Source organism: Cycloclasticus zancles 78-ME (assembly GCF_000442595.1).
Classification (GTDB): domain Bacteria; phylum Pseudomonadota; class Gammaproteobacteria; order Methylococcales; family Cycloclasticaceae; genus Cycloclasticus; species Cycloclasticus pugetii.
Window position 1 is genome coordinate 863591 of record NC_021917.1, and the last position, 24252, is coordinate 887842.

Here is a 24252-nt window from a genome sequence, read left to right on the forward strand (position 1 = left end):
ATGTCGTCCCCCGAGTTTTCGATTATTGAAGAGTTCTTTGCCTCAAGGGCAGGTGGCCCTAACGAATCCTTAGTGCTAGGTATCGGGGATGATTGTGCTGTAATCGATGTGCCTAGCGATAAACAAATAGCTGTTAGCACGGATACGCTGGTTGAAAATGTACATTTCTTAGAGAATAGTGAACCAGAATTGTTAGGGCATAAAGTGCTGGCTGTTAACCTAAGTGATTTAGCCGCGATGGGGGCATCCCCAGCATGGGCCTCGTTAGCGATTACACTACCAGCAATAGATAAAGCTTGGCTTGCATCGTTTGCAAAAGGTTTTTTTGAATTGGCTGAGCGATATTCGTTACAGTTAATAGGCGGTGATACTACTCGAGGCCCCCTTTCTATTACAGTGAATGTGATGGGTCTATTACCTAAACAGCAACGATTGATGCGTTCAGGCGCAAACGTTGGTGATGATATTTATGTGTCCGGTCATATTGGTATCGCCGGCTTAGGCTTAGAAAAAGCCCGCCAGGGTTATCTCAACATGATGGACGCAGAACTGTGTTCATATTTAAAGCCAAACCCTCAAGTGGCCTTAGGGCGCGAGCTGCTCAATGTAGCGACATCTTGTATTGATGTTTCAGATGGCTTGTCTGCAGATTTGAGTCACCTGCTTAAAGCCAGCGGTGTTGGGGCAAGCGTATGGGATGAGTGCTTACCTGTGACTGAGTCCGTTCGCCAACATGCAAGTAAGCTGAGTGACGATTTGTGGCCTTATTCGACAGGTGATGATTATGAGTTATGCTTTACATTACCCTCGAACCTAAATGCTGATGAATTAAGTAAATTACATAAGTATGACATTACAAAAATTGGTGTTATTGAGAAAGAGGCGGGCTTGAGAGTCGAAGTGAAAAACGGAAAAATATTTACGCTTAATAAGGGGTACGATCATTTTGCGAGCTGATAAAACCCCGTCATTTAAACAATTATTAGCTAACCCTGTGCAAATGTTGGCTTTTGGGTTTGGTTCTGGGTTATCTAAAAAAGCACCTGGCACGATGGGAACATTAGTGGCGATTCCTTTTTATTATGTACTAATCAAGTTTTTTGAAAATGGTTATGCAGCGGCGTTGATATTGGTCGTTGTTTCAGGTGTGTGGATATGTGGCAAGGCGGCGGATGATATTGGTGTGCATGATCATGGCGGTATTGTCTGGGATGAAATTGCTGGTTATTTACTAACAATGTATTGGGTGGCGTTTAGTTGGCAAAACGTAATACTGGGGTTTGTTTTATTCCGTCTATTTGATATTGCGAAACCCTGGCCCATTAATTGGTTAGATACAAAAGTAAAAGGTGGCCTCGGCATTATGGTCGATGATCTATTGGCAGGGCTGATGTCTGCCGGCTGTTTATACGTATTAACAGGCTTGCTTTAAAACGAAGAATTAAAAACAGTAAATAAAACGTTAATAGTCATTGTAAAAGAAAGCTAAATCCAGTATTATTCTTCTCTTAAATGGACGCGGGGTGGAGCAGTTTGGTAGCTCGTCGGGCTCATAACCCGAAGGTCGTAGGTTCAAATCCTGCCCCCGCTACCAATGAATATACGGTACCCCATTTGGGGTATTTTTGTTTGGCCCCTTATGAATCTAAATAAGACTAAAGATTTAAGGCAAAAATTAAAGTGTTGAATGGGGCTTTGGCCCTTTTTTTGTACGTGATGGATAGAGATGAATCAAGCACCCGCTAAAATATTAGAGTTGATTAGGCCCGCAGTTACTGGACTTGGTTATGAGTTTGTTGGTGCGGAGTTTACCGGGCAAGGTAAGGCGGCGACTTTATTGGTTTATATCGATTCGGAAAAAGGAATTATGGTGGATGACTGTTCTAAAGTGAGTCATCAAATTAGCGGTATTATGGATGTTGAAGACCCAATAACAGGACAATACAGGCTTGAAGTTTCATCGCCTGGTTTGGAACGTCCATTGTTTGAGTTGGCTCATTTTGAACGCTTTAAAGGATCAACAGTCAAATTGGAGTTGCGTCAATCAACACTTGAAGGGCAACGTCGGTTTACAGGCGAAATTCTAGAAGTGAAAGGTGAGACAGTGCACTTACATGTTGATGACGAGGAAATAGAAATTCCATTTTCTCTCATAAAGAAAGCTAGGCTAGTAGTTAATTATTAAAAAATATTTCAGGGTTAAAGATGGCTAATAAAGAAATTTTAATGGTTGTAGACGTTGTTTCTAACGAAAAAGAAATTGATCGTAGTGTTCTTTTTGAAGCAATTGAAGCTGCTTTAGAGATGGCAACGAAAAAACTATACCGTGACGACATTGCAGTACGTGTAGCTATTGATCGCGTGAGTGGGGATTATGAATCTTTCCGTCAATGGGAGGTTGTTGAAGCTGACCCTGAGTTTGAAAATGGTTTAGAAAACCCAGATGCTCAAATTCTACTGGAAGATGCACAGAAAAAAGACCCAACTTTAGAAGTGGGTAGCTTTATAGAAGAGCCAATTGAGTCGGCTGACTTTGGCCGAATTGGTGCGCAGGCTGCAAAGCAAGTGATTGTTCAAAAAGTTAGAGAAGCTGAACGAAGAAAAGTATACGAACTTTATAAAGATAAAGTGGGCGAGCTGGTCACAGGCGTTATTAAGCGTATTGAGCGTGGTAATGTGTTTGTAGACCTAGAAGGGACAGCGGATGCCATTATTCCACGTGAAGAAATGATTCCAAGGGAGCCCGTTAGAACAGGCGATAGGATTCGTGGTTACTTAAAGTCAGTAGAAGAAGTAACACGTGGTCCGCAGCTGACGGTTTCAAGAAGCGCACCAGAATTACTAACAGCGCTTTTTAAACTAGAAGTGCCTGAAGTAGGAGACGGTTTAATTGAAATTTTGGGGGCTGCGCGTGACCCAGGTTCAAGAGCAAAAATAGCCGTTCGTACACGAGACCAACGTCTAGACCCTGTGGGTGCCTGTGTTGGGATGCGTGGTTCACGAGTTCAAGCAGTATCAAATGAACTGGCAGGTGAACGTGTAGATATTATTCTTTGGGATGAAAACGAAGCGCAGTTCGTGATTAATGCGATGTCGCCAGCTGAAGTGGTTGCGATTGTCGTGGACGAAGATAAACACAGCATGGATGTGTCAGTTAAAGACGATAGTCTCTCGCAGGCAATTGGTCGAGGTGGACAAAATGTTCGTTTGGCAAGTGAGTTAACTGGCTGGAAGCTTAATGTGATGAGCGAGACGCAAGCAGATGAGCAAAACTCATCAGAAGCAGATGGTTATGCTCAACAATTAATGCTTGATCTTGATGTTGATGAAGATGTTGCACTCATTTTAGTGCAAGAGGGTTACACCTCAATTGAAGAAATAAATTTCGCAGATTTAGATGATCTAACTGATATTGAAGAATTTGATGAAGATATTGCTGAAGAGCTACAACAACGTGCTAAGGATGCTTACTTAATTAAAGCAATTGCTTCTGAAGAAGTCTTAGAAGAACATGAGCCAGCCAAAGACCTTCTTAATATGGAAGGGATGGATCGTGAGTTAGCCTTTAAATTAGCGAGCAAAGAAATTGTCACAATGGAAGATTTAGCTAATTTAGCAACCGATGAACTACTCGAAATAGCAAGTATTGATGAAGAGCGTGCGACAACATTAATTATGAAAGCACGTGAACCTTGGTTCGCTGAGTAAGCAATAAACTCTCTGGAGAAAGAAGTATGGCAGATATTACAGTTCAACATTTAGCAAAAGTAGTTGGTACCTCCGCTGAAAAGCTAGTGGAGCAACTAAAAGATGCTGGTGTAAAAGGTAAGACAATAACCTCAACGCTTAGTGAAGACGATAAAGTAAAATTACTCACATATCTTCGTGAGAGTCACGGGAAAGCTAAAAAAGACATCTCCGCACCAAAAAAGATGACTCTTAAACGTAAAACTACCGTCACAGAGCTGAAGCAAGCAAAAGGACGTGGCGCAAGTTCGGTTAGTATCGAGGTTAGAAAAAAGAAAACACTTGGACGCTCAGCTGAAGAAATTGCGACGGGTTTGAGTTCTGATGAACTTGAAGAAGCAAAAAGAGCGGCCCAAGCACATCAAGACTTAGTGCAGGAACAAGGTGCCGCTCGTGAAAAAGAACAAGAAAGAGCGAGCAAAAAACAAGAAGCCTTAGATAAAATTGAAGCTGAAAAACAGGCTAAGTTAGCTGAAGAAAAAGCAATTTTAGAAGCTGAACAAGCTAAAGAAGCTGCAAAAAAAGCAGCGGCTGAAGCAGAAGAGGCGGCTAAACGTGCTGAGTTAGAAGCAAAGCAAAAACCAGAGCCGCAGCCAGAACCAGAACCAAAAAGTGAGCCAGTTGAGGAGCCTAAGATTAAAATAGCTTCACCTGAGATTATGGCCAGAGTGAAGGCAGAAGCTGACGCTAAAAAAGCAAAAGAACTGGGCCGCAAGACAGACAAGAAGAAGGCGGGCTCTAAGTTCGGTGGAGGCATCTTGCACGTAGACAAGAAACCACGTCGAAATAAAAAGAAAGGTGGCGGTAAGACACGTGATATACGACTAGAATCCGATGGTAAGCACGGTTTTGAAGTACCAACAAAAAGTATTGTTTATAGTGTAGAAATTCCTGAAAGCATTATTGTCTCTGACCTTGCTCAGCGTATGAATGTGAAAGCAGGAGAAGTTATTAAAACATTGATGGGATTAGGCACTATGGCTACCATCAATCAACCATTAGACCAGGAAACAGCGGTAATTGTCGTTGAAGAAATGGGCCATAAGGTTGTTTTACGCAGCGATGAAGACATCCAAGCTGAGTTATTAGCAGATGTCATAGAAAAAGACGGTAAAGAAGAGCCGCGTGGCCCAGTCGTGACGATTATGGGGCACGTAGATCATGGTAAAACATCGCTATTAGATTATATTCGCGAAAGTCGTGTAGCAGCGGGTGAATCAGGTGGTATTACTCAGCATATTGGTGCTTATCGAGTTAAACAAGGCGATAGCATGGTGACTTTCATTGATACACCTGGGCATGCCGCGTTTACTGCAATGCGTGCACGGGGTGCGCAAATAACCGATTTAGTTATTTTAGTGGTTGCTGCCGATGATGGAGTGATGCCGCAAACAAAAGAAGCCGTTGAGCATGCGCGAGCAGCGGGTGTCCCGATGATTGTTGCTGTTAATAAGATGGACAAAGAAGGGGCGCAGCCTGATCGAGTAAGGAATGAGTTGTCTCAACTTGAGGTGACACCTGAAGATTGGGGTGGTGATACGCAATTTGTTAATATTTCAGCATTAAAAGGCGACGGTGTTGATGAGTTACTTGAAGCAATTGCGCTACAAGCTGAATTATTAGAGTTGTCTGCACCAGTTGATGTGGCGGCTACTGGCGTTGTAATTGAGTCACGACTAGATAAGGGCCGAGGCCCAGTGGCAACTATTCTTGTGCAAAAAGGCACCTTGAATATGGGGGACTATCTAGTTGCCGGTGAGGCGCATGGTCGAGTTAAGGCGATGTTTGATGAACATGCTAAAGCAGTGAAATCAGCAACGCCAGCGGTACCTGTTGAAGTGCTGGGTCTTTCAAGTGCAACTGAAGCTGGCGTTGAAGTATATGCTGCACCAAGCGAGCGAAAAGCACGTGAAATTGCGGAATTCCGCCAAAATAAATCGAAACAAGCAAGGCAAGCAAAACAGCAAGCGGCGAAACTAGAGCAAGCATTCTCACAAATGGAAGATGGGGATAGCGCTACACTTAATGTACTACTTAAAACAGATGTACATGGCAGTTTAGAGGCACTTAAATCATCACTAACAAATCTTTCAACAGATGAAGTGAAGGTTTCAATTGTGGCCGCAGGTGTTGGCGGTATTAATGAAAGTGATGTTAACCTTGCTGCTGCGTCAGATGCGTTAATTATCGGCTTCAATACACGTGCCGATGCAAGTGCAAGGCGTATGATTGAAAACCGAGGTGTATCGGTTCGTTATTACAGTATTATTTATGATGTGATTGATGATGTACGTGATGCATTGTCAGGCCTATTAGCTCCAGACATTAAAGAGCAAATTGTGGGGATTGCAAACGTACGAGACATATTTAAATCACCTAAATTAGGCGCAATTGCAGGCTGTATGGTGACAGAAGGTTACGTTAAGAGGGATTTACCTATTCGTGTGTTACGTGACAATGTTGTTATCTATGAAGGACAGCTTGAGTCATTAAGGCGCTTTAAAGATGATGTTCAGGAAGTTAAGTCGGGTATGGAATGTGGTATTGGTGTGAAAAACTACAATGACGTACAAGATGGCGATCAAATTGAAGTTTTTGAGCGCATAGAAGTTAAACGCAAATTATAAGCAGTGATTAATGCCTAGAGAGTTTTTACGTTTCCAACGAGTTTCACGTCAACTTCAACGAGAGTTGGCTGAAATTATTCAGCGTGACTTGAGAGACCCTGACGTTGGCTTTGTCACCGTTAGTGATGTTGAAGTCACGAAAGATTTAGCGGTCGCCAAAGTTTTTGTCAGCGTGTTAACAACGCAAGAAGCAGAAGATAAGCAGTCTAGTGTTGCGGCTTTAAATCGTGCGTCAAACTACATCCACGGTATCGTTTCAAAGCGGATGCGCATGCGGATGGTGCCAGAATTACGTTTTTTTCTAGATGAGTCTATCGAACAAGGTATTAAAATGGATGCGCTGCTGAAAGCAACAAACCCAGATAACGAGAAATAACGAGTGTCAGAACGAAAAAAGAAAGGCCGTGATATCAGCGGTATTCTAATTTTAGATAAGCCACTTCATATTTCATCCAGTCGCGCCGTTCAAATTATTAAACGTCTATATGGTGCAAAAAAAGTAGGGCATACCGGCAGTTTAGACCCGCTTGCATCTGGTGTACTTCCGATATGCTTAGGCCATGCAACAAAAGTGTCGCAATATTTATTGGCATCAGATAAAACCTATCAATTTACAATGAGATTGGGGCAAACCACCACTACAGGTGATGTTGAGGGTGAGGTCCTAGCCGAGCGCCCTGTGCCATCTATAAATAAAAATGATCTCAATTTAATCTTGGAAACATTTAGCGGAAAGATTAAACAAATCCCTCCAATGTATTCGGCGCTTAAACATAACGGTCGGCGGTTGTATGACATAGCACGCGCAGGGCAGGTAGTGCCGCGGCCAGCTCGTGAGGTGACGATTAATTCATTGAGCTTGCTGTCACAATCCGAAGAAACCCTAACGTTTGAAGTGTCGTGTACTAAAGGTACGTATGTTCGCACTTTGGCAGAAGATATTGGTAAGCAGTTAGGGTGTGGGGCTCACGTGACCTTTTTAAGGCGCCTTAAAACTGGTCCGTTTGACCTTAATGATGCGGTTACCATAGAGCAATTAGAGGCTGATAAAGGTGATTTGGCTAGTTTAGATTGCCAGTTGAATAGTCTAGATTTGGCGCTTCAACAATACCCTATCATCAACTGTAATGATAAAGCGGTGAGTGATTTATGTTTGGGTCGGCAAATATACGTCGACGGTCTAGAAAATACCCCTATTATTCGTTTAAATGACCCAAAGGGAAATATTTTTGGCCTTGGTAAGTGGAGTGAGGGTAACTATTTGGCGCCTATCAGGATTTTTGCATAATAAGCTTGCTTAAGCATTTGTCTTAAAGCTTGTTAGCATACATTACGAAGAGTACAATGAACTGTTACTTAAGATTAATATAATAGAAAGTGGAGTAAGAAATATGTCGTTCGGTACAGAACAAAAGCAAGAAATTGTTAAAGAATATGCGTTATCAGAAGGTGATACAGGATCTCCAGAGGTTCAAGTTGCTTTGTTAACGGGGAGAATCAATCATTTGACACCGCATTTTTCTGAGAACAAAAAAGATCACCATTCACGTCAAGGTTTATTAAGAATTATTAACCGTCGCCGTAAGTTATTAGACTATTTAAAAGGCAAAGACGTAGAACGTTACCGTGCATTGATTGCGCGTTTAGGATTGAGAAAGTAAAAGATAAATAATAGGTAGGCATAAATAGTGAATTCAGTAAAAAAAGAGTTTCAATTCGGTCATCAGACTGTATCTTTTGAAACAGGTGAGATTGCACGTCAAGCAGACGGAGCAGTACTAGTAGAAATAGACGGTACGATTGTTTTAGTAACAGCAGTAGGTAAACGTGAAGGGGGAGAAAATAATTCATTCTTTCCGCTTACCGTAAACTATCAAGAAAAAACATATGCTGCAGGTAAAATACCGGGTGGTTTTTTTAAGAGAGAAGGGCGACCAAGTGAGAAAGAAACTCTAACTTCTCGTCTTATCGACCGTCCTATTCGTCCACTGTTTCCAAAAGGATACAAAAACGAAACTCAGGTTATTGCGACTGTTATTTCACTAAACCCAGAAGTTGATCCAGATATTCCTGCCTTATTAGGTGCATCAGCTGCATTGGCTATTTCAGGTCTACCGTTTGAAGGTCCAATTGGTGCTGCACGAGTAGGTTATATAAATGGTGAATATGCATTAAACCCATCAAAAAATGCTTTGGCTGAGTCTAAATTAGATTTAGTTGTTGCAGGTACTGAAGATGCTGTTTTAATGGTTGAATCAGAAGCTGATTGTTTGCCTGAAGATATTATGTTGGGCGCCGTGACCTTTGGCCACGAACAAATGCAGGCGGCTATTCAGGCCATTAATGAGCTAGCTGAACAGGTGGGTAAGCCACGTATGGAATGGGTTGCACCCGAAAAAGATCAAACGTTACTTGAAAAAGTGGCTGATCTTGCAACAGCTGGCATTGCAGATGCGTATACGATTCTTGTTAAACTTGATCGTCAAGTTAAATTACAAGAGCTACGTACAAGTGTATTAGCCCAACTTGAAGACGAAGACCCTGAAGAAGTAAAAGAAATCTTCTCTTCTCTAGAAAAGAAACATGTCCGTGGGTTAGTACTATCGACTAAAAAACGTATTGATGGACGTGATTTGTCAACTGTTCGTCCTATCCATGTGCGTACAGGGGTTTTACCTCGTGCACACGGTTCGGCACTATTTACTCGCGGTGAAACGCAGGCATTAGTTGTTGCAACGTTAGGCACAGACCGCGATGCACAAATGATTGATGCAGTAGAAGGTGAGTACCGTGATCACTTCATGTTGCACTATAACTTCCCTCCATATTGTGTTGGTGAAACAGGCTTTGTTGGCTCACCAAAAAGGCGTGAAATTGGTCATGGTCGTCTAGCAAAACGTGGTATTCAAGCGGTTCTACCAAGCCAAGAAGATTTCTCTTATGTACTACGTGTTGTAGCCGAAGTGACAGAATCAAATGGTTCAAGCTCAATGGCGAGCACATGTGGTACCAGTTTGGCGCTAATGGATGCAGGTGTGCCGATTAAATCACCTGTAGCTGGTATCGCGATGGGCCTTATCAAAGAAGGTGATGAATTTGCGGTCTTGTCTGACATTTTGGGCGATGAAGATCACTTAGGTGATATGGACTTTAAAGTCTCTGGTACAGACTCTGGTGTGACTGCACTTCAAATGGATATCAAAATCCAAGGGATTACGCATGAAATCATGTCTAATGCGTTGGAGCAAGCAAAGGCAGGCCGCTTGCATATCTTAGAAAAAATGAATTCTGATCTTTCACAAGCACGCGAAGAGATGTCTGATTTTGCTCCGCGCATCCTTACACTTAAGATTGACCCAGCAAAAATTCGCGATGTTATTGGTAAAGGTGGTGTCACTATTCGGGCAATTACCGAAGAAACAGGCGCATCTATTGATATTACTGATGAAGGCATCGTAAAAGTTGCTTCGGTTGATCGTGAAGCTGGCGAAAAAGCGTTAAAACGCATAGAAGATATTACTGCAGAAGTTGAAGTGGGCAAAATTTACGAAGGTAAAGTTGTTCGTTTAATGGACTTTGGTGCATTTGTATCGATCTTGCCAGGCAAAGATGGCCTTGTGCATATTTCACAAATTTCTGAAGAGCGTGTTGAGAAGGTTAGTGACAAGCTTTCTGAAGGTGATGTTGTTAATGTGAAAGTTCTTGAGGTTGATCGCCAAGGACGTGTTAGATTAAGCATGAAGGAAATAGATTAACGACTCATCAGTTCACGGTTAATAACTATGGCTAATTCTCGAATCATAAAAAAGTACCCTAATCGTCGTTTGTATGACACGGAGATTAGTAAGTATGTAACGCTTAATGATGTGCGTCAGCTTATTATTGAACGGGAACCTGTTAAAGTTGTTGATGCGAAATCAAAAGAAGATTTAACTCGAAGCGTATTATTGCAAATCATTCTTGAGCAAGAAGAGGATGGTGAGCCGATAATGAGTGCTGAAATGTTAGAGCAATTGATTCGTTTTTATGGTGATCCATTTCAACATAATTTTGCAAGTTACCTTGAAAACTCGGTGAAGTTAATCGCCGAGCAAAGAGCCAAGGTAAGGAGCAAACTGGAGCAAGCAGCTGATCCTTTTGCAATGATGACCTCATTAGCAAATAGAAATATGGAAGTTTTTAAAGAAATGCAAGAAGGGCTGTTCAAAAGTGTGATGCCTGCTAAAGCCAGCAAAAAGAAATAAGCAGTTAATAGCTAAAAGAAAAAACCTCGTTTACGAGGTTTTTTTTTGGCTGTTCATTTAGTATAAAAATACCCTGTAGGGTTAATTTAAAATGAATATGGCTGCCCTTAAGTTGAATAAATAAGTAAACTGATTGTTATGGAAGGTAAGGACAAATTAACGACTTTTGATAGCGAGCATTTTCTAAAAACATTGACCCAAAAACCGGGTGTTTATCAAATGCTCGATCATCGTGGTGTGTGTATTTATGTAGGTAAAGCGAAAAACCTAAAAAAAAGGGTGTCGAGTTACTTTAATAAAACAGATAAAGACGCTAAGAAAAAACTGATGTTGTCTTATGTGCAACAGATCGAGATAGTTGTTACGCATACTGAAGGTGAGGCGCTGCTGTTAGAAAATCAACTCATCAAAAAATTGAAGCCTAGATATAATATTTGTTTAAGGGATGATAAAAGTTACCCTTATATTTATTTATCAAGACATCAAGAGTTTCCCAAACTTACATTCCATCGGGGTGCTAAAAAAAAGCAAGGGCAGTATTTTGGTCCCTACCCCAGTGCAGGCGCGGTTCGCGACAGCTTACACGTCTTGCAGAAGCTTTTCCCCGTTAGGCAATGTGATGACAGTTTTTTTAAAAATAGGTCTAGACCGTGCCTACAGCATCAAATTAAACGTTGCACAGCCCCTTGCGTTGGCCTTATTAGCCAGCAAGATTATCATGATGATGTGGCTCACACGGTGTTATTTCTTGAGGGCAAAAATAGCAAACTAATCAGTGATCTAGTTAAGAAAATGGAAAGTGCAGCAAATGAGTTGAATTTCGAAAAAGCAGCTCAATTCCGTGATCAAATTGCTCAGTTAAGAAAGGTGATGGAGCGCCAATATGTTAGTGGTAATGATGGGGACCTTGACGTGGTTGCGTGTGAAATACAGCAGCATGTTGCTTGTGTTCAAGTGTTTTTCATACGAAAAGGTCAACATTTAGGCAATCGTACGTTTTATCCTAAAATTCCGCAGGGAAAAACAGAGCAAGAGGTGTTAAATGCTTTCTTGCTGCAGTTTTATTTAGATAAAAAATTACCTAAGGCGGTTATTTTGAGTCATGCCTTGCTTGAAGCAGAATTAATCCAACAAGTATTCAATGAGAAAGCAGAGAGGAAAGTAAGTCTAGTTACTAACCCCAGAGGGGAAAGGGCGCGTTGGCTGAAGATGGCGAAAAGTAACGCTATAACGGCCTTAACTCAGCGCCTAGAAAGTAGAGAAAATACAAGGGATAGACTCAGTAAATTATCAATGCTATTAGGCGTTGAGAAAGGTATTGCGCGTATGGAATGTTTTGATATTAGTCATCTGCAGGGGGATCAAACCGTTGCTTCATGTGTTGTTTTAAATGAGGAGGGCCCTTTGAAATCAGATTATCGTCGCTTCAATATCACCGGAGTTACGCCGGGTGATGACTATGCTGCACTGTCTCAGGCAGTATCACGTCGCTTCCTTCGTGCCAAAAAAAATGAACATGTAGTGCCCGATTTGCTGATAATTGATGGTGGGAAAGGCCAAGTTAATGCTGTTTTAAAAGCACTAAACGATATTGATAGCCCTGAAGTGTTTGTTATCGGCATCTCAAAAGGTAGTGACAGAAAAGTTGGGATGGAAAAAATTTATCGTGCAAAGGACGGTAAGGTGCTTATTTTTCCAGCAGATGAACCGGCCTTATTGGTTGTTCAGCAAATTAGAGACGAGGCGCACCGTTTCGCTATTAGTGGCCATCGTCAACAGCGTGGTAAAGAGAAGAAAAAGTCGACCCTAGAGCAAATTGATGGCTTAGGTCCGAAACGTAGGCGCCAATTACTTAAACAGTTTGGAGGCTTGCGTGAAATTCAATCTGCTGGGGTGGATGACCTTTGTACGGTTGAGGGGATCAGTAAATCATTAGCGCAAAGAGTGTATAACTTCTATCATGACGGACCAGCTGGATAAAGTGGTACTATATGTGGCTACATCAATACTTTTTAGTTGAATGATTCTTAATATTCCAACCATTTTGACCTTATTCCGTATTGCCTCTATACCGGTAATAATGGTGATTTTTTACTTGCCAATTGAAGAGCCTAGATTGTGGTGTGCGCTAATATTTATAGTGGCATCCATCACAGATTGGTTTGATGGGTTTTTAGCCAGAAAGTTGAATTTGCAGACCGCGTTTGGTGAGTTTCTCGACCCTGTGGCTGATAAGTTAATGGTGGTGGTTGTATTGGTGCTTATTGTGCAAGCCGATCCAGCTATTTATATCGCAATACCAGTCGCCATCATTATAGGTCGCGAAATTTCAGTGGCATCATTACGTGAGTGGATGGCAGAGGTTGGGCAACGCTCTGTTGTAAAGGTCTCATGGATTGGAAAGTATAAAACAGGGTTCCAAATGGTTTCGATTGTGTGTTTGTTATTTAACGCAGACCTTTATGGGATTCCGGTTCGGATGTTAGGAGTGGTGTTGATTTATATCTCTGTAGTGCTGACGCTTTGGTCAATGTGGCAATATATTCAGCTTGCTTTACCCCAATTTAGAAAATAGTAGGGATTCTGACTTGACAGAGTTGCTACGAAAGATAGAATACACGGCCTCAAAGCGGGAATAGCTCAGTGGTAGAGCACAACCTTGCCAAGGTTGGGGTCGCGAGTTCGAATCTCGTTTCCCGCTCCAAATTTTAAGCCGTGATACCACCACGGTTTTATCAATAAAGTCCTCTCTGGCTGAGTGGCAGAGTGGTTATGCAGCGGCCTGCAAAGCCGTGTACAGCGGTTCGATTCCGCTCTCAGCCTCCATGTCGGAATTAAAACACAACGGTGTCTCTAAAAGGTTACTCGTATTTCAATTACAATACGAAAGCTAAGCGGTTTTTGATGATGATGTTTTGCATTAAGTTCAAACTAGCTGGAATACACTCAGCTAGTCATTGCTGAATTTTCGTGCTCTAAACAGTTAGAAGGGCTTTAAAATGTCGTATAATCAGGCATCTTTAAATTACCCTATCAATGCACGGAGAGAGAATGACTGTCAAAAAGTCCAAAATTATTTATACGTTAACGGATGAAGCGCCTTTATTAGCGACTGCTTCATTTCTTCCTATTGTTGAAGCGTTCGCAGGAGCAGCTGGCATTGACGTTGAGGTGAGTGATATCTCGTTAGCGTCTAGAGTGCTTGCTACGTTTGCTGATCAGCTACCTGATGATCAAAAGGTCCCCGATGCATTGTCTGAATTAGGACGTTTAACGCAAAATCCCGAGACGAACATTATCAAATTACCGAATATCAGTGCATCGGTTCCTCAGTTAAAAGCAATTATTAATGAGTTGCAGGGAAAGGGTTTTGATATTCCAAATTATCCAGAAGATCCTCAAACTGATGAGGAAAAAGCTCTTCAACAAAAGTACGGTAAAGTGTTAGGAAGTGCGGTTAACCCGGTACTACGCGAGGGTAACTCTGATCGTCGCGCACCTAAGGCAGTTAAAGAATATGCCAAGAAAAACCCACACTCTATGGGTAAGTGGAGTCAGGCGTCTAGAACACACGTTTCTCATATGCGCTCAGGTGACTTTTATTCTAGTGAGAAAAGCTTAACGCTGGACAAAGCATGCAAGGTGAACATTGAATTTGTTGCTAAGAATGGTGAGGTCACCGTATTAAAGAAGGGTTTAGCGCTACAAGAAGGTGAAATCATAGACAGTATGTTTATGAGCAAGAAGCAATTGTGTGCGTATCTAGAAGATGAAATGAACGACGCGAAAGAAACCGGTGTGATGTTTTCATTTCATGTAAAAGCGACCATGATGAAAGTGTCTCATCCTATTGTTTTTGGACACGCGGTAAAAGTGTATTACAAAGACTTGTTTGAAAAACATGGCAAGCTGTTTGATGAATTAGGTGTTAACCCTAATGATGGTTTGAGCAGTGTTTATGAACATATTGAGAAGCTACCTGCATCGATTAAAGAAGAAATTCTTAGTGATATGCATGCCTGTTACGAAAAGCGCCCAGAGCTTGCTATGGTGGATTCCGCTAAAGGGATTTCTAACCTACATACGCCTAATGAGGTGATTGTTGATGCATCAATGCCTGCAATGATTCGCGCAGGCGGCAAAATGTGGGGCCCTGACGGTAAAATGAAAGACACGAAAGCAGTGATGCCGGAGAGTACTTTCGCTCGAATTTATCAAGAAATAATCAATTTTTGTAAAACGCATGGTGAGTTTGACCCAACCACAATGGGAACAGTCCCCAATGTTGGCCTAATGGCTCAAAAAGCTGAAGAATATGGTTCCCATGATAAAACCTTTGAGATGAAGGCGGATGGCAGCACCCGTATTGTTGATGAAGAAGGCAATGTCTTACTTGAAATGGATGTTGAAGAAGGTGATATATGGAGAATGTGCCAAGTTAAAGATGCACCTATTCAAGACTGGGTGAAATTGGCTGTGAAGCGCGCACGTTTATCAAATACGCCGGCTGTTTTTTGGTTAGATAAGTACCGTCCGCACGAAAATGAATTGATTAAAAAAGTTGAAAAGTACCTTAAAGATCATGATCTAACTGGCGTAGATATTAAAATTAAGTCGCAAACAAGAGCGATGCGTTACACACTTGAGCGTATTTTACGTGGTAAAGATACAATTTCTGTGACGGGTAATATTTTGCGTGATTACTTAACCGATCTATTTCCGATTCTTGAGTTAGGGACCAGTGCAAAGATGTTGTCTATCGTGCCGCTTATGGCAGGCGGTGGTTTATTTGAAACGGGTGCAGGTGGTTCAGCGCCTAAGCATGTTAAACAATTGATAGAAGAAAATCATTTACGTTGGGATTCGCTAGGTGAGTTTTTAGCTCTGTGCGCTTCACTTGAGCATACAGCGATATCAGATGGCAATGCGAAGGCAGCTGTGTTGGCAAAAACATTAGATGAAGCAACGGCTAAATTACTCGATACTGGCAAATCGCCGTCACGTAAAACAGGGGAGCTTGATAACCGTGGTAGTCACTTTTACCTTGCGTTGTATTGGGCACAGGCACTTGCTGAACAGACAGAAGATGAAGCCTTACAAACTCATTTTCAGCCATTAGCAGCATCACTAACTGAGAATGAAGAGAAAATTGTTGGTACATTAACTACAGAGCAGTGGCATGCAGTAGACATTGGTGGTTATTACAAGCCAGATGTTGATAAAGTGCGTGAGGTTATGAGACCTTCAGAGATATTTAATGAGGCGCTTGCTTCATTGAAATAACAACTTAAGTAGTTAATATTGAGTTGAACCTGGCGCCTAATTCAATAGGTGCCAGGTTTTTTTATATCTGGGGTATGTTGCTTTCTAAGCTATAACGTTTGAGTGTTTTTTCTAGCAACCTCAATCAGCTCTGCATAAGATTTTCCTTGCTTAGGATACTCGGCAAGGCCCACTTTAGTGTTTAGTTTGATAGAAGAGCCGTCCATTAACGTGATCGGTTGTGCGAGTTCTATTTTGAGCTTTTCAATTAAGATCGGCGTATGTTTTTCACTGGTTTCAATAGTTAGGTTAGCGAAGTTCATTTCACCTAAATGGGCGTAAATATCTGAATCACGGGCTTTAGAGAGTAATCGCTTTGCAATGGCTTTAAGGGCGAGGTCATTTTGTTGGCCATTGATCTCGCTAACACTCGTATCAAAAGTAATAAAAAGCATAAGGGCGTTAGCATGAGTACGGGTACAAAATTCTAGTAGTTGTTCTGTTTGCTCTGAAAAAGTTGCAGCATCGGGCAAGCCAGTAATAGAGCAACGACTTTCTGGTTGATCAAGGGTCATAAGTTAAGTTCCAAATATAAATACATTAATGATGGCAGGATATTGAGAATTTACTAGATGGGAAAGAAAAAATAATGAGTGATTAACTGAGTCAAATTGACGCAAGGACTCTTCGTTAATAGATTTAGCTGTTAAAGTAAGAAGCGCTTATTTTTTTAAATATTTTAATGATTACTTTGTCGGCTAATACAACAACCTCAGCACCTGGTGAGAACCTAAAGCGTTTATTATCGTTACGAGCACTGAATATAAGCGGGCAATTGATTGCTATTTTAACAACGATTTACTATTTAGAAATGGCATTGCCAGTTAAACCGTTAGCGGCGATATTAGTAGGTCAAGTTGTTTGGAGTGTATCGACTCTTTTTTTATTAAAGGATTCATCAAGAATTACAGATGAGGCATTTTTCTACCAATTGATTAGTGATGTGGTTGCGCTAACCGGTATTTTGTATTTCACAGGCGGTGCGACAAACCCCTTTGCTTGGTTTTTATTAGTCCCCCACAGTATTGCGGCAACATTGTTATCACAACGTTATGTTTGGCTAATGGCATTATTGACATCACTATCGTATAGCTTAATTGTGTTTTATTATCAGCCACTTGTTCACATTAATAACCCCGTGGAAGTGGAAGCAGGTGGGCATTTTAAAGACCATGTGATTGGTATGTGGATAGGCTTTTTATTGTCTATATTCTTACTGGCTTATTTTGTAGCAGGGATGGCACAATCATTACGTAAGAGAAACGAGCTGTTATCGACTATGAAGGAACGCATGTTTCGAGATGAGCGTTTAATTGCGCTGGGGACTTTGGCGACAGGCGCTGCTCATGAGCTTGGAACGCCATTAGGGACAATGGACGTGTTGGCACATGAGCTTGAGCTTGATTTTCAGGCAGCGGGAGATAAGGCTGCGAGCTCTAAGTTATCGATTCTTCAAGGACAAATCAAACGTTGTAAAAAGGTTCTGTCGACGATTACTGAAAGAGCAACGTCTGAAAAATATGACTCAGGGCAATTATTAGCGATTGATGAATACTTGGCTAATGTTGTTGCCCAATGGCGAATATCTAATATAAATGTACCTTTAATTGAAAAGGTTAAAGGAGTTGGGCACGCCCCAAAGTTGATAACCGATCTTGCATTAACGCGTGCATTAATCAATGTGTTAGACAATGCAGCAAGAGTCTCCCCAGAGTATGTGAAACTTGTATTGAGCTGGACTGATAGCAATATACATATTCGTATTGAAGATAGAGGCTGCGGAATAGATGAAGCGCAATTACTTAAATTAGGCAAACATATGATGAGTCCTAAAGACAAAGGGTTAGGTCTTGGTGTTTATATTACGCAGGCAACTCTAGAACGATTAGGAGGGAGTATTAAATGGGAAAATCACCAGCCAAAGGGTGTTTGTGTGAGTATTTGTATTCCCGTAATAGCATAGGCAAAGAGCATGGAAGACACTCATAAACGAATGCTGATTATTGATGATGACGAAGTTTACTGTTCAGTATTATGTGATGCCTTTACGCGTCGTGGTTTTGAGGTGGCATCGGCACAGACAAAAGAGCAAGCTATTCATAAGGCAGAGGTGTTTAAACCACATATGGCAGTAGTGGATTTGCGGTTAGAGCACGGTTCTGGTTTGCAACTGATTCGACGCTTGAAAGATAAAGACGCGGCCATAAGCATAGTGATGTTAACGGGCTATGCAAGTATTGCGACAGCAGTAGAAGCGGTTAAATTGGGTGCTATTCAGTATATTACTAAACCGGCAAATGCGGATGAGATTCTAGCGGCCTTTGCGCAAGAAAAGGCAGACTCTGATGGCGCACCATCTGATAAACCGCTTTCTGTTAAACGCGTTGAGTGGGAGCATATGCAGAAAATTTTATTGGACTGTGATGGGAATATTTCGGAAGCAGCAAGGCGACTTAATATGCATCGGCGAACCTTGCAGCGTAAATTAGCAAAGCGGCCAGTTAGGCATTAGCGTGCTGTAGCTTAAATTTTGTAATAAGAGGGAGTTTGGTGAGTTCTTCATGCGCAATAATGCAGAATTGGGCCAAGGTATACTTCTACTCTCCGGTAAATTAGCATTTAAAGGAAGTTCTTACTAAGCATATTTAGCATAACGAGGCTTCCTGGTTTAAAAATAATGAATAAACTTTATTCTCCCTTCTTGATTGATCGCACACAATGATGGACAATCCCCACCCTGATTGAAAGCAACGAACAATGGTGACTCATGTTGGTCCCCTCGCAATGTGAAGTCGTGAACTCCGCCAGGCCCGGAAGGGAGCAACGGTAGCGATGGAGTCATGTGCCGGGGTGCGGCTGGCATGGGTTACCACCCATTTTTTAGAGGCTTCTTTAGTTTTAGCTTAAAGGGCTAAAAATTCGCACAATCCCATTGCCTTTGTTACCCTATAAAAACTTATGAGTTATAAAGTCTTTGCAAGAAAATGGCGCCCGTTAAATTTTGCTCAAGTGGTTGGGCAAGAGCATATCGTGCGTGCCTTGGTCAATGGCTTAGAAAATGACCGCTTGCATCATGCCTATCTCTTCACAGGAACACGCGGAGTAGGGAAAACAACAATTGCCCGCGTATTAGCTAAAGCATTAAATTGCCCTAATCTTACTAATGCAGAGCCTTGTGGCGAGTGTGAAACTTGCCTAGAAGTCGATCAAGGTTGTTACCCCGATTTAATTGAAGTTGATGCGGCGTCTAGAACCGGTGTCGATGACACGCGAGACCTGTTAGAAAACGTTCAATATATGCCGAGTCGCGGTAAATATAAAGTTTACCTGATCGATGAAGTGCATATGTTTTCCAAAAGTAGTTTTAACGCGCTGCTTAAAACATTAGAAGAGCCGCCTGCTCATGTTAAGTTTCTTTTAGCAACGACAGATCCACAAAAAATGCCAGTGACCGTTTTATCTCGTTGCTTGCAGTTTAACCTGAAGCGCTTATCGCCAGATCAAATTGAAGGTCAATTTAAGCTAATTCTTGAAAGCGAAGGCATTGCATATCAACAACAAGCAACTGAGTTATTGGCACGTGCAGCTGACGGAAGTATGCGTGATGGTCTTAGTTTATTAGATCAGGCGATTGTTCACGGCAACGGTGAGCTGAATGAAGCTGATGTAATTGATATGCTGGGTAGCGTTGCACGCGAACCGGTACTAGATTTACTAAAGGCATTATTAACTCAGCAAGGATCAGAAGTGCTAGCTAGCATTCAAACACTGGATGAATTTGCCCCAGACTATGCAGAAGTGTTGCAGTCGTTATTGATTCACCTGCATCAAATAGCAGTCTGTCAAATAGTTGGAACTGACGCAGAAGATAAGGCGTTGGCCATGTTGGCTCAGCAGTTAAGCAAAGAAGATGTGCAGCTGTATTATCAAATAGCACTGATGGGCCAAAAAGACTTGCCGTTGGCACCTACGCCAAAAGTTGGGTTTGAAATGGTGTTATTGAGGATGCTAGCATTTGCACCGGTTGATATTGCTAATGGGGGTGATAAACCCATCGCACAAGCTAGCCTTAAGCCAAAGCCACCAGTGGCGGCTCAAAAATTAACTGAAGTAGCAGCGGTGCCAAAAAAGGTCACAGTAGAGGACAGCAAAGAGACGGGCAAAGCTAAAAAAGCCCCTAAACTGATTATTCCTGAAAAAAAAACACCTGAAAATATAGCGCCAGTAACAAAGCGTCCGGTAGAACCGGTTTCTGTCGCTAAAAAAGCAGCCCCCACGGCTCTTATACAACCTGTTGAAACAGTAAAACCAGCTGCCAATGTAGATCTGCCTTGGCATGAGTTGGTGCCAACATTAGGCTTGGATCCCATGACACTTCAGTTAGCGAATAATGCAACATTGGTGAAACTGGACGAGCACGTCTGTGAGTTGATGTTAATGGACGGGCATGTTTCTCTAAATAAAAAATCAGAGCTAAACTTAGAACAGGCACTGTCTGATTATTATGGGCGCAAGTTACAGCTTCAGCTCACCGAAGGGGCTAAAGACATTGTGACACCGAATAGTATTGCTAATGATAAAGTGGCTGAAAGGCAACGTCAGGCAGAGCAAGAAGTAAGAAACAACCCCGCAGTAAAGAAAATAATTGAGTTGTTTGACGCTACTATTATAGAGGGCTCAATTAAGCCAATAGATTAACCACGGTATAGTACGGAGAAAGAAATGAAGAACCAATTAGGCGACTTAATGCAACAAGCGCAAAAAATGCAAGAAAAGATGCAAGAGGCGCAACAAAAGCTGGCAGAACTTGAAGTGACGGGCGAGTCCGGAGCAGGTCTTGTTAAGGTCGTACTGACAGGAAAACACGAAGCCAAAAGGTTATCGATAGACCCAAGTTTGATCGCAGATAATGACCAAGAAATGCTCGAAGATCTAATTGTCTCAGCAATTAATGATGCGGTGCGTAAAGTTGAAAGTGAAAATAAAGAGAGCATGGCGGGGATGACCGCAGGCATTCCACTACCTCCTGGCTTCAAATTACCTTTTTAAATGCAATCTGAACCCATTCTTCAAGACCTTATTCAGGCCTTGCGCTGTTTACCGGGTGTCGGTCAAAAGTCGGCCCAACGAATGGCGTTTCATCTACTAGAACGTGACCGTCAGGGCGCCTTTAAATTGGCGCAAAGCCTTGCAGAAGCGGTGGATAAAATTGGACACTGTTCGGTTTGTCAAACGTTGTCGTCTGCTGATATTTGCGGATTATGTTCAGATGATCGCCGTGATCAACAGTTATTATGTATTGTGGAAACACCTGCTGATGTGATGGCGATAGACGGTGCAACCTCTTTTAAAGGGGTATATTTTGTGTTGAACGGCCGCTTGTCTCCGCTCGATGGCTTAGGGCCAGCGGACATCGGTTTGGATAAATTGGTTGATAGACTGAAAATGGGCGTCATTAAAGAAATTATTTTGGCGACTAATCCAACGGTTGAAGGTGAAGCAACAGCGCATTATATTAGTGAGATGGCAAAAAAATACTCCGTTAGGGCTACGCGTATAGCGCACGGTGTGCCTTTTGGCGGCGAGTTGGAATATATTGATAGTGGTACGTTGTCTCACGCGTTTAGTGGACGTAGTGAAGTTTAAAGGAGCAATAAATGACGGATTGTTTATTCTGCAAGATGGTGAACGGTGAAATAACACCAGACGTTGTGTATGAAACCGAGTCTGTTTTAGCGTTTAGAGATATCAATCCGCGAGCACCAACGCATATATTGGTTATTCCTAAAAAGCATATCCCGACATTGGCAGATATGGGCGAGGAAGACACCTTGTTAATGGGTGAAATTATGCAGGCGGCTAAAAAAGTGGCTGAGATGGAGGGGTTGTCGGAGTCAGGTTATCGAACCGTGTTTAACTGTAAACAAGATGCTGGCCAAGAGGTCTACCATATTCACCTGCATGTGCTAGGTGGAAGAGCAATGCAGTGGCCTCCAGGCTAGTAAGCAAGTTTATCGCGTAATTTCAAATATCGTAAATAGCGTTTTTTTGAAACATCACCTGTTTCAACGGCATCTTTAACGGCACATTTGGGCTCTTTTAGGTGCAGACAGTTTGAGTACTTACAATGCTCTGCTAAGTGCTTGATTTCTCGATAGCCATAAGCCAAATTTTGTTCGGTAATGTGCGCTAAACCAAAAATATTAACACCCGGGCTATCAATAATGTCACCACCCTCAGGTAGTTTGTACAAAGTGGATGAGGTGGTTGTGTGTTTGCCCAAGCCTGATGCCGTGGAAAGAGCTTTTGTTTGAAGGTCTAGGTCAGGTAGTAATGAATTGGTGATGGTTGATTTGCCCACGCCAGACTGTCCAACTAAGATACTGGTTTCATTTTTCAGCCGTTTTCTTAGTTTGTCTAGCCCGCTTTTTTCTACAGCGCTAACCTCGATAACTTCATAGCTAAGGTTTCGATAAAGTAGGATCAGCTCATCAGTGCTTTTCCTTGAGCCCTCATCAAGCAGGTCAACTTTATTCAATACAATAAGTGGTTTTATTTCTTGGAACTCACAAACAATCAAGTATTGATCGAGTAGCAGCGGATCTATTGTAGGTTTAACGGCAATAATAATAACAATTTGGTCAAGATTAGCAGCGACAGGCCGTGTTTGGCCATTTTTTGCAGGTCTAGACAGTAGCGAACGACGTTCTAATACATTTTCAACGCGCCCCGCATCATCCTCAGTTTTTATCCATTCTACATAGTCGCCAACAGCAGGTTGTTGTAGCTGTGTGCGTTTTTTACAGCGAGCCGTTCGACCTTGCTCGTCCTCTACAATTAACGCCTTTCCTAAGTGAGCAATAATGCGACCTTTAAGAAGCTTTTGTTGCTCCTTTTTAGTGTGTTGCGCGCGTTTGTTAGTCTTCACAGAATACGGGTTTTAGGTGAATGATAAGCTGTTTGCGAAACAATTCGTTGAATGCTTGTTAGCATTTTTACAAAGTAAGGCTTAACAGGCAAAAACAGCGTGCAGCGGGCGTTTACGTTCATAGGCAGCGTTAATAAGCTTTATGGGCTAACTCTTTTAAGTGATTAATTCTCACGCCAGCAGGCGGGTGGCTATGGTGGAAGCTTGAATAAAGTGGATCTGGCGTTAGTGTGCTGGCATTTTCTCGATAGAGCTTCACAAGGGCCTGAATTAGGTGCTCTGGGTTAGCCATTGTGCTTGCAAAGGCATCTGCTTCAAACTCAAACTTACGCTGAAGATGACTGCTAAGTGGTTGTAAAAAAGTAGTGAAAACCGGCATCACTAAGATGAAAAGTAGTAGCGCGACAGCGTTGTTATTTTGCAAGACACCCAAACCTTCAAAGAACCAATTTTGTTGTTTTAACACGCCCAAGATAGCAAACCCTATCAGGGTAATGAGCGTTGATGTGAGCATCTGCTTGAGAATATGTTTGCATTTAAAATGACCGAGCTCATGAGCAAGTACGGCCTCTATTTCATCGGGGCTTAGGGCGTCAATTAAGGTATCAAAAAAAACGATACGCTTATTGTTTCCAATGCCTGTAAAGTAAGCGTTACCGTGCCCTGAACGTTTTGACCCGTCCATGATGTAAATGCCTTTGCTATTAAAACCGCACCGTTCAAAAAGTTGTGTGATTTTTGATTTTAATTCGCCTTCTTCAAGCGGGGTGAACTTATTAAACAAGGGGGCGATAACTGTAGGAACTAACCAAGTCATAAAAAATGTAAAACTGATGGTTAGTATCCAAGCATACAGCCACCAATATGTACCCATTTTATCCATAACCCATAACAGCGCGTACAGCAGCGGAATGCCGATCACAAACATTAAGCTCAGTTGTAAAAACTGATCTTTGATAAACTGCGTTACCGTTGTACGATTGAAACCAAAGTACTGTTCGACCTTGAAGGTTTGATAGACGCTCAAAGGTAGACCAATAAGATGGGAGAGAACAAAAACAAAAAGAACTAAGCTCACCCCAGCCCAAATATCGCTATAGAGGTAAGTCTGGCTTGTTTCAAGAATGACATTAATCAAGCCGCCTAAGGTTAGAATGATTAAAATGCCAGCACTTAGCAGGGTTTGTAAGTTGTCTATTTTTGTTTTAGCAATGGTGTAATCAGCCGCTTTTTGGTGGGCGGTTAAATCAATTTTGTCACTGAAATCATTGGGTACGCCATTCCGGTGGTGCATGATGTGCATTATTTGGCGTTTATTCAACCACAGTGTTAGTAGTGTTGAGGCGACTAAGAAAAATAAAAAAATATAGCTAAACTCATTCAT

22 protein-coding genes, 3 tRNA genes and 1 other RNA gene are annotated in these 24252 nt (G+C 42.0%); 23 read left to right on the forward strand and 3 right to left on the reverse strand.

Annotated features, from left to right (window positions below):
- From thiL to CYCME_RS04375, 16 genes are all read left to right on the forward strand, one after another.
- On the forward strand, positions 1 to 957 hold the full coding sequence (thiL, locus tag CYCME_RS04300; RefSeq protein WP_020932229.1) for a thiamine-phosphate kinase: 957 nt from the start codon (positions 1 to 3) through the stop codon (positions 955 to 957).
- Entirely contained in the window at positions 947 to 1432 is a 486-nt protein-coding gene (locus CYCME_RS04305; protein WP_015006386.1) for a phosphatidylglycerophosphatase A, read from the forward strand. Before thiL ends, CYCME_RS04305 begins: the two co-directional genes overlap by 11 nt.
- Before the next feature lie 85 nt (positions 1433 to 1517).
- Positions 1518 to 1594, forward strand: a tRNA-Met gene (locus CYCME_RS04310).
- Positions 1595 to 1726: 132 nt separating this feature from the next.
- Positions 1727 to 2185 carry a ribosome maturation factor RimP gene (gene rimP, locus CYCME_RS04315; protein WP_015006385.1) on the forward strand — a complete coding sequence of 153 codons (459 nt, stop codon included), beginning with the start codon at positions 1727 to 1729 and terminating at the stop codon, positions 2183 to 2185.
- A 20-nt stretch (positions 2186 to 2205) separates the two neighbouring features.
- A complete protein-coding gene (nusA, locus tag CYCME_RS04320) occupies positions 2206 to 3708 on the forward strand; it encodes a transcription termination factor NusA (protein WP_015006384.1) in 1503 nt (500 codons plus the stop codon).
- Between the two features lie 26 nt (positions 3709 to 3734).
- Complete coding sequence (infB, locus tag CYCME_RS04325; protein ID WP_020932230.1) at positions 3735 to 6374, forward strand: translation initiation factor IF-2; 2640 nt, start codon at positions 3735 to 3737, stop codon at positions 6372 to 6374.
- Between the two features lie 10 nt (positions 6375 to 6384).
- On the forward strand, positions 6385 to 6750 hold the full coding sequence (gene rbfA / locus CYCME_RS04330) for a 30S ribosome-binding factor RbfA (protein ID WP_015006382.1): 366 nt from the start codon (positions 6385 to 6387) through the stop codon (positions 6748 to 6750).
- 3 nt (positions 6751 to 6753) lie between these two features.
- Positions 6754 to 7662, forward strand: a complete 909-nt coding sequence (truB, locus tag CYCME_RS04335; protein ID WP_015006381.1) for a tRNA pseudouridine(55) synthase TruB — start codon at positions 6754 to 6756, stop codon at positions 7660 to 7662.
- A gap of 103 nt (positions 7663 to 7765) precedes the next feature.
- Positions 7766 to 8035, forward strand: a complete 270-nt coding sequence (gene rpsO, locus CYCME_RS04340) for a 30S ribosomal protein S15 (protein ID WP_015006380.1) — start codon at positions 7766 to 7768, stop codon at positions 8033 to 8035.
- A 27-nt stretch (positions 8036 to 8062) separates the two neighbouring features.
- Positions 8063 to 10129, forward strand: coding sequence for a polyribonucleotide nucleotidyltransferase (gene pnp, locus CYCME_RS04345; protein WP_020932231.1), 2067 nt, complete (start codon positions 8063 to 8065; stop codon positions 10127 to 10129).
- 27 nt (positions 10130 to 10156) lie between these two features.
- Positions 10157 to 10618, forward strand: coding sequence for a polyhydroxyalkanoate synthesis repressor PhaR (gene phaR / locus CYCME_RS04350; RefSeq protein WP_015006378.1), 462 nt, complete (start codon positions 10157 to 10159; stop codon positions 10616 to 10618).
- 138 nt (positions 10619 to 10756) lie between these two features.
- Positions 10757 to 12598 (forward strand): excinuclease ABC subunit UvrC, encoded by a 1842-nt coding sequence (gene uvrC / locus CYCME_RS04355; protein ID WP_020932232.1) that lies wholly within the window; start codon positions 10757 to 10759, stop codon positions 12596 to 12598.
- A 40-nt stretch (positions 12599 to 12638) separates the two neighbouring features.
- Complete coding sequence (gene pgsA / locus CYCME_RS04360) at positions 12639 to 13193, forward strand: CDP-diacylglycerol--glycerol-3-phosphate 3-phosphatidyltransferase (RefSeq protein ID WP_015006376.1); 555 nt, start codon at positions 12639 to 12641, stop codon at positions 13191 to 13193.
- A 54-nt stretch (positions 13194 to 13247) separates the two neighbouring features.
- Positions 13248 to 13322: transfer RNA gene (locus CYCME_RS04365), tRNA-Gly, on the forward strand.
- Positions 13323 to 13370: 48 nt separating this feature from the next.
- Positions 13371 to 13444: transfer RNA gene (locus tag CYCME_RS04370), tRNA-Cys, on the forward strand.
- 225 nt (positions 13445 to 13669) lie between these two features.
- A complete protein-coding gene (locus CYCME_RS04375; RefSeq protein ID WP_041932896.1) occupies positions 13670 to 15901 on the forward strand; it encodes an NADP-dependent isocitrate dehydrogenase in 2232 nt (743 codons plus the stop codon).
- Between the two features lie 89 nt (positions 15902 to 15990).
- Here CYCME_RS04375 and CYCME_RS04380 read toward each other — a convergent pair whose 3' ends face one another.
- Positions 15991 to 16455 (reverse strand): GGDEF domain-containing protein, encoded by a 465-nt coding sequence (locus CYCME_RS04380; protein ID WP_015006374.1) that lies wholly within the window; start codon positions 16453 to 16455, stop codon positions 15991 to 15993.
- 167 nt (positions 16456 to 16622) lie between these two features.
- On the opposite strand from CYCME_RS04380, the gene CYCME_RS04385 reads away from it, so the two are divergent.
- From CYCME_RS04385 to CYCME_RS04410, 7 genes are all read left to right on the forward strand, one after another.
- Positions 16623 to 17903 carry a GerAB/ArcD/ProY family transporter gene (locus CYCME_RS04385; protein WP_020932234.1) on the forward strand — a complete coding sequence of 427 codons (1281 nt, stop codon included), beginning with the start codon at positions 16623 to 16625 and terminating at the stop codon, positions 17901 to 17903.
- 9 nt (positions 17904 to 17912) lie between these two features.
- On the forward strand, positions 17913 to 18452 hold the full coding sequence (locus CYCME_RS04390; RefSeq protein ID WP_020932235.1) for a response regulator transcription factor: 540 nt from the start codon (positions 17913 to 17915) through the stop codon (positions 18450 to 18452).
- Between the two features lie 256 nt (positions 18453 to 18708).
- Positions 18709 to 18805: signal recognition particle sRNA small type (gene ffs, locus CYCME_RS12900), an RNA gene on the forward strand.
- A gap of 93 nt (positions 18806 to 18898) precedes the next feature.
- On the forward strand, positions 18899 to 20638 hold the full coding sequence (gene dnaX, locus CYCME_RS04395; RefSeq protein WP_020932236.1) for a DNA polymerase III subunit gamma/tau: 1740 nt from the start codon (positions 18899 to 18901) through the stop codon (positions 20636 to 20638).
- Positions 20639 to 20662: 24 nt separating this feature from the next.
- Positions 20663 to 20989 carry a YbaB/EbfC family nucleoid-associated protein gene (locus tag CYCME_RS04400; protein ID WP_015006370.1) on the forward strand — a complete coding sequence of 109 codons (327 nt, stop codon included), beginning with the start codon at positions 20663 to 20665 and terminating at the stop codon, positions 20987 to 20989.
- Positions 20990 to 21586: a recombination mediator RecR gene (gene recR, locus CYCME_RS04405; protein ID WP_015006369.1), complete on the forward strand. Its 597-nt coding sequence runs from the start codon at positions 20990 to 20992 to the stop codon at positions 21584 to 21586.
- Between the two features lie 11 nt (positions 21587 to 21597).
- Positions 21598 to 21942 (forward strand): histidine triad nucleotide-binding protein, encoded by a 345-nt coding sequence (locus CYCME_RS04410; protein ID WP_015006368.1) that lies wholly within the window; start codon positions 21598 to 21600, stop codon positions 21940 to 21942.
- Here the strand turns inward: CYCME_RS04410 and rsgA are convergent.
- On the reverse strand, positions 21939 to 22868 hold the full coding sequence (gene rsgA / locus CYCME_RS04415) for a ribosome small subunit-dependent GTPase A (protein WP_015006367.1): 930 nt from the start codon (positions 22866 to 22868) through the stop codon (positions 21939 to 21941). The genes CYCME_RS04410 and rsgA overlap by 4 nt on opposite strands.
- A 130-nt stretch (positions 22869 to 22998) precedes the next feature.
- Complete coding sequence (locus tag CYCME_RS04420) at positions 22999 to 24252, reverse strand: M48 family metallopeptidase (protein ID WP_020932237.1); 1254 nt, start codon at positions 24250 to 24252, stop codon at positions 22999 to 23001.

Coding starts and splice junctions, on each gene's coding strand:
- recR (WP_015006369.1), top strand. CDS start 20,990: ATGCAATCTGAACCCATTCTTCAAGACCTTATTCAGGCCTTGCGCTGT.
- nusA (WP_015006384.1), top strand. CDS start 2,206: ATGGCTAATAAAGAAATTTTAATGGTTGTAGACGTTGTTTCTAACGAA.
- CYCME_RS04385 (WP_020932234.1), top strand. CDS start 16,623: ATGATTACTTTGTCGGCTAATACAACAACCTCAGCACCTGGTGAGAAC.
- CYCME_RS04400 (WP_015006370.1), top strand. CDS start 20,663: ATGAAGAACCAATTAGGCGACTTAATGCAACAAGCGCAAAAAATGCAA.
- infB (WP_020932230.1), top strand. CDS start 3,735: ATGGCAGATATTACAGTTCAACATTTAGCAAAAGTAGTTGGTACCTCC.
- rpsO (WP_015006380.1), top strand. CDS start 7,766: ATGTCGTTCGGTACAGAACAAAAGCAAGAAATTGTTAAAGAATATGCG.
- CYCME_RS04375 (WP_041932896.1), top strand. CDS start 13,670: ATGACTGTCAAAAAGTCCAAAATTATTTATACGTTAACGGATGAAGCG.
- uvrC (WP_020932232.1), top strand. CDS start 10,757: ATGGAAGGTAAGGACAAATTAACGACTTTTGATAGCGAGCATTTTCTA.
- CYCME_RS04410 (WP_015006368.1), top strand. CDS start 21,598: ATGACGGATTGTTTATTCTGCAAGATGGTGAACGGTGAAATAACACCA.
- dnaX (WP_020932236.1), top strand. CDS start 18,899: ATGAGTTATAAAGTCTTTGCAAGAAAATGGCGCCCGTTAAATTTTGCT.
- CYCME_RS04380 (WP_015006374.1), bottom strand. CDS start 16,455: ATGACCCTTGATCAACCAGAAAGTCGTTGCTCTATTACTGGCTTGCCC.
- pgsA (WP_015006376.1), top strand. CDS start 12,639: ATGATTCTTAATATTCCAACCATTTTGACCTTATTCCGTATTGCCTCT.
- CYCME_RS04420 (WP_020932237.1), bottom strand. CDS start 24,252: ATGAATGAGTTTAGCTATATTTTTTTATTTTTCTTAGTCGCCTCAACA.
- rimP (WP_015006385.1), top strand. CDS start 1,727: ATGAATCAAGCACCCGCTAAAATATTAGAGTTGATTAGGCCCGCAGTT.
- phaR (WP_015006378.1), top strand. CDS start 10,157: ATGGCTAATTCTCGAATCATAAAAAAGTACCCTAATCGTCGTTTGTAT.
- rbfA (WP_015006382.1), top strand. CDS start 6,385: ATGCCTAGAGAGTTTTTACGTTTCCAACGAGTTTCACGTCAACTTCAA.
- CYCME_RS04390 (WP_020932235.1), top strand. CDS start 17,913: ATGGAAGACACTCATAAACGAATGCTGATTATTGATGATGACGAAGTT.
- thiL (WP_020932229.1), top strand. CDS start 1: ATGTCGTCCCCCGAGTTTTCGATTATTGAAGAGTTCTTTGCCTCAAGG.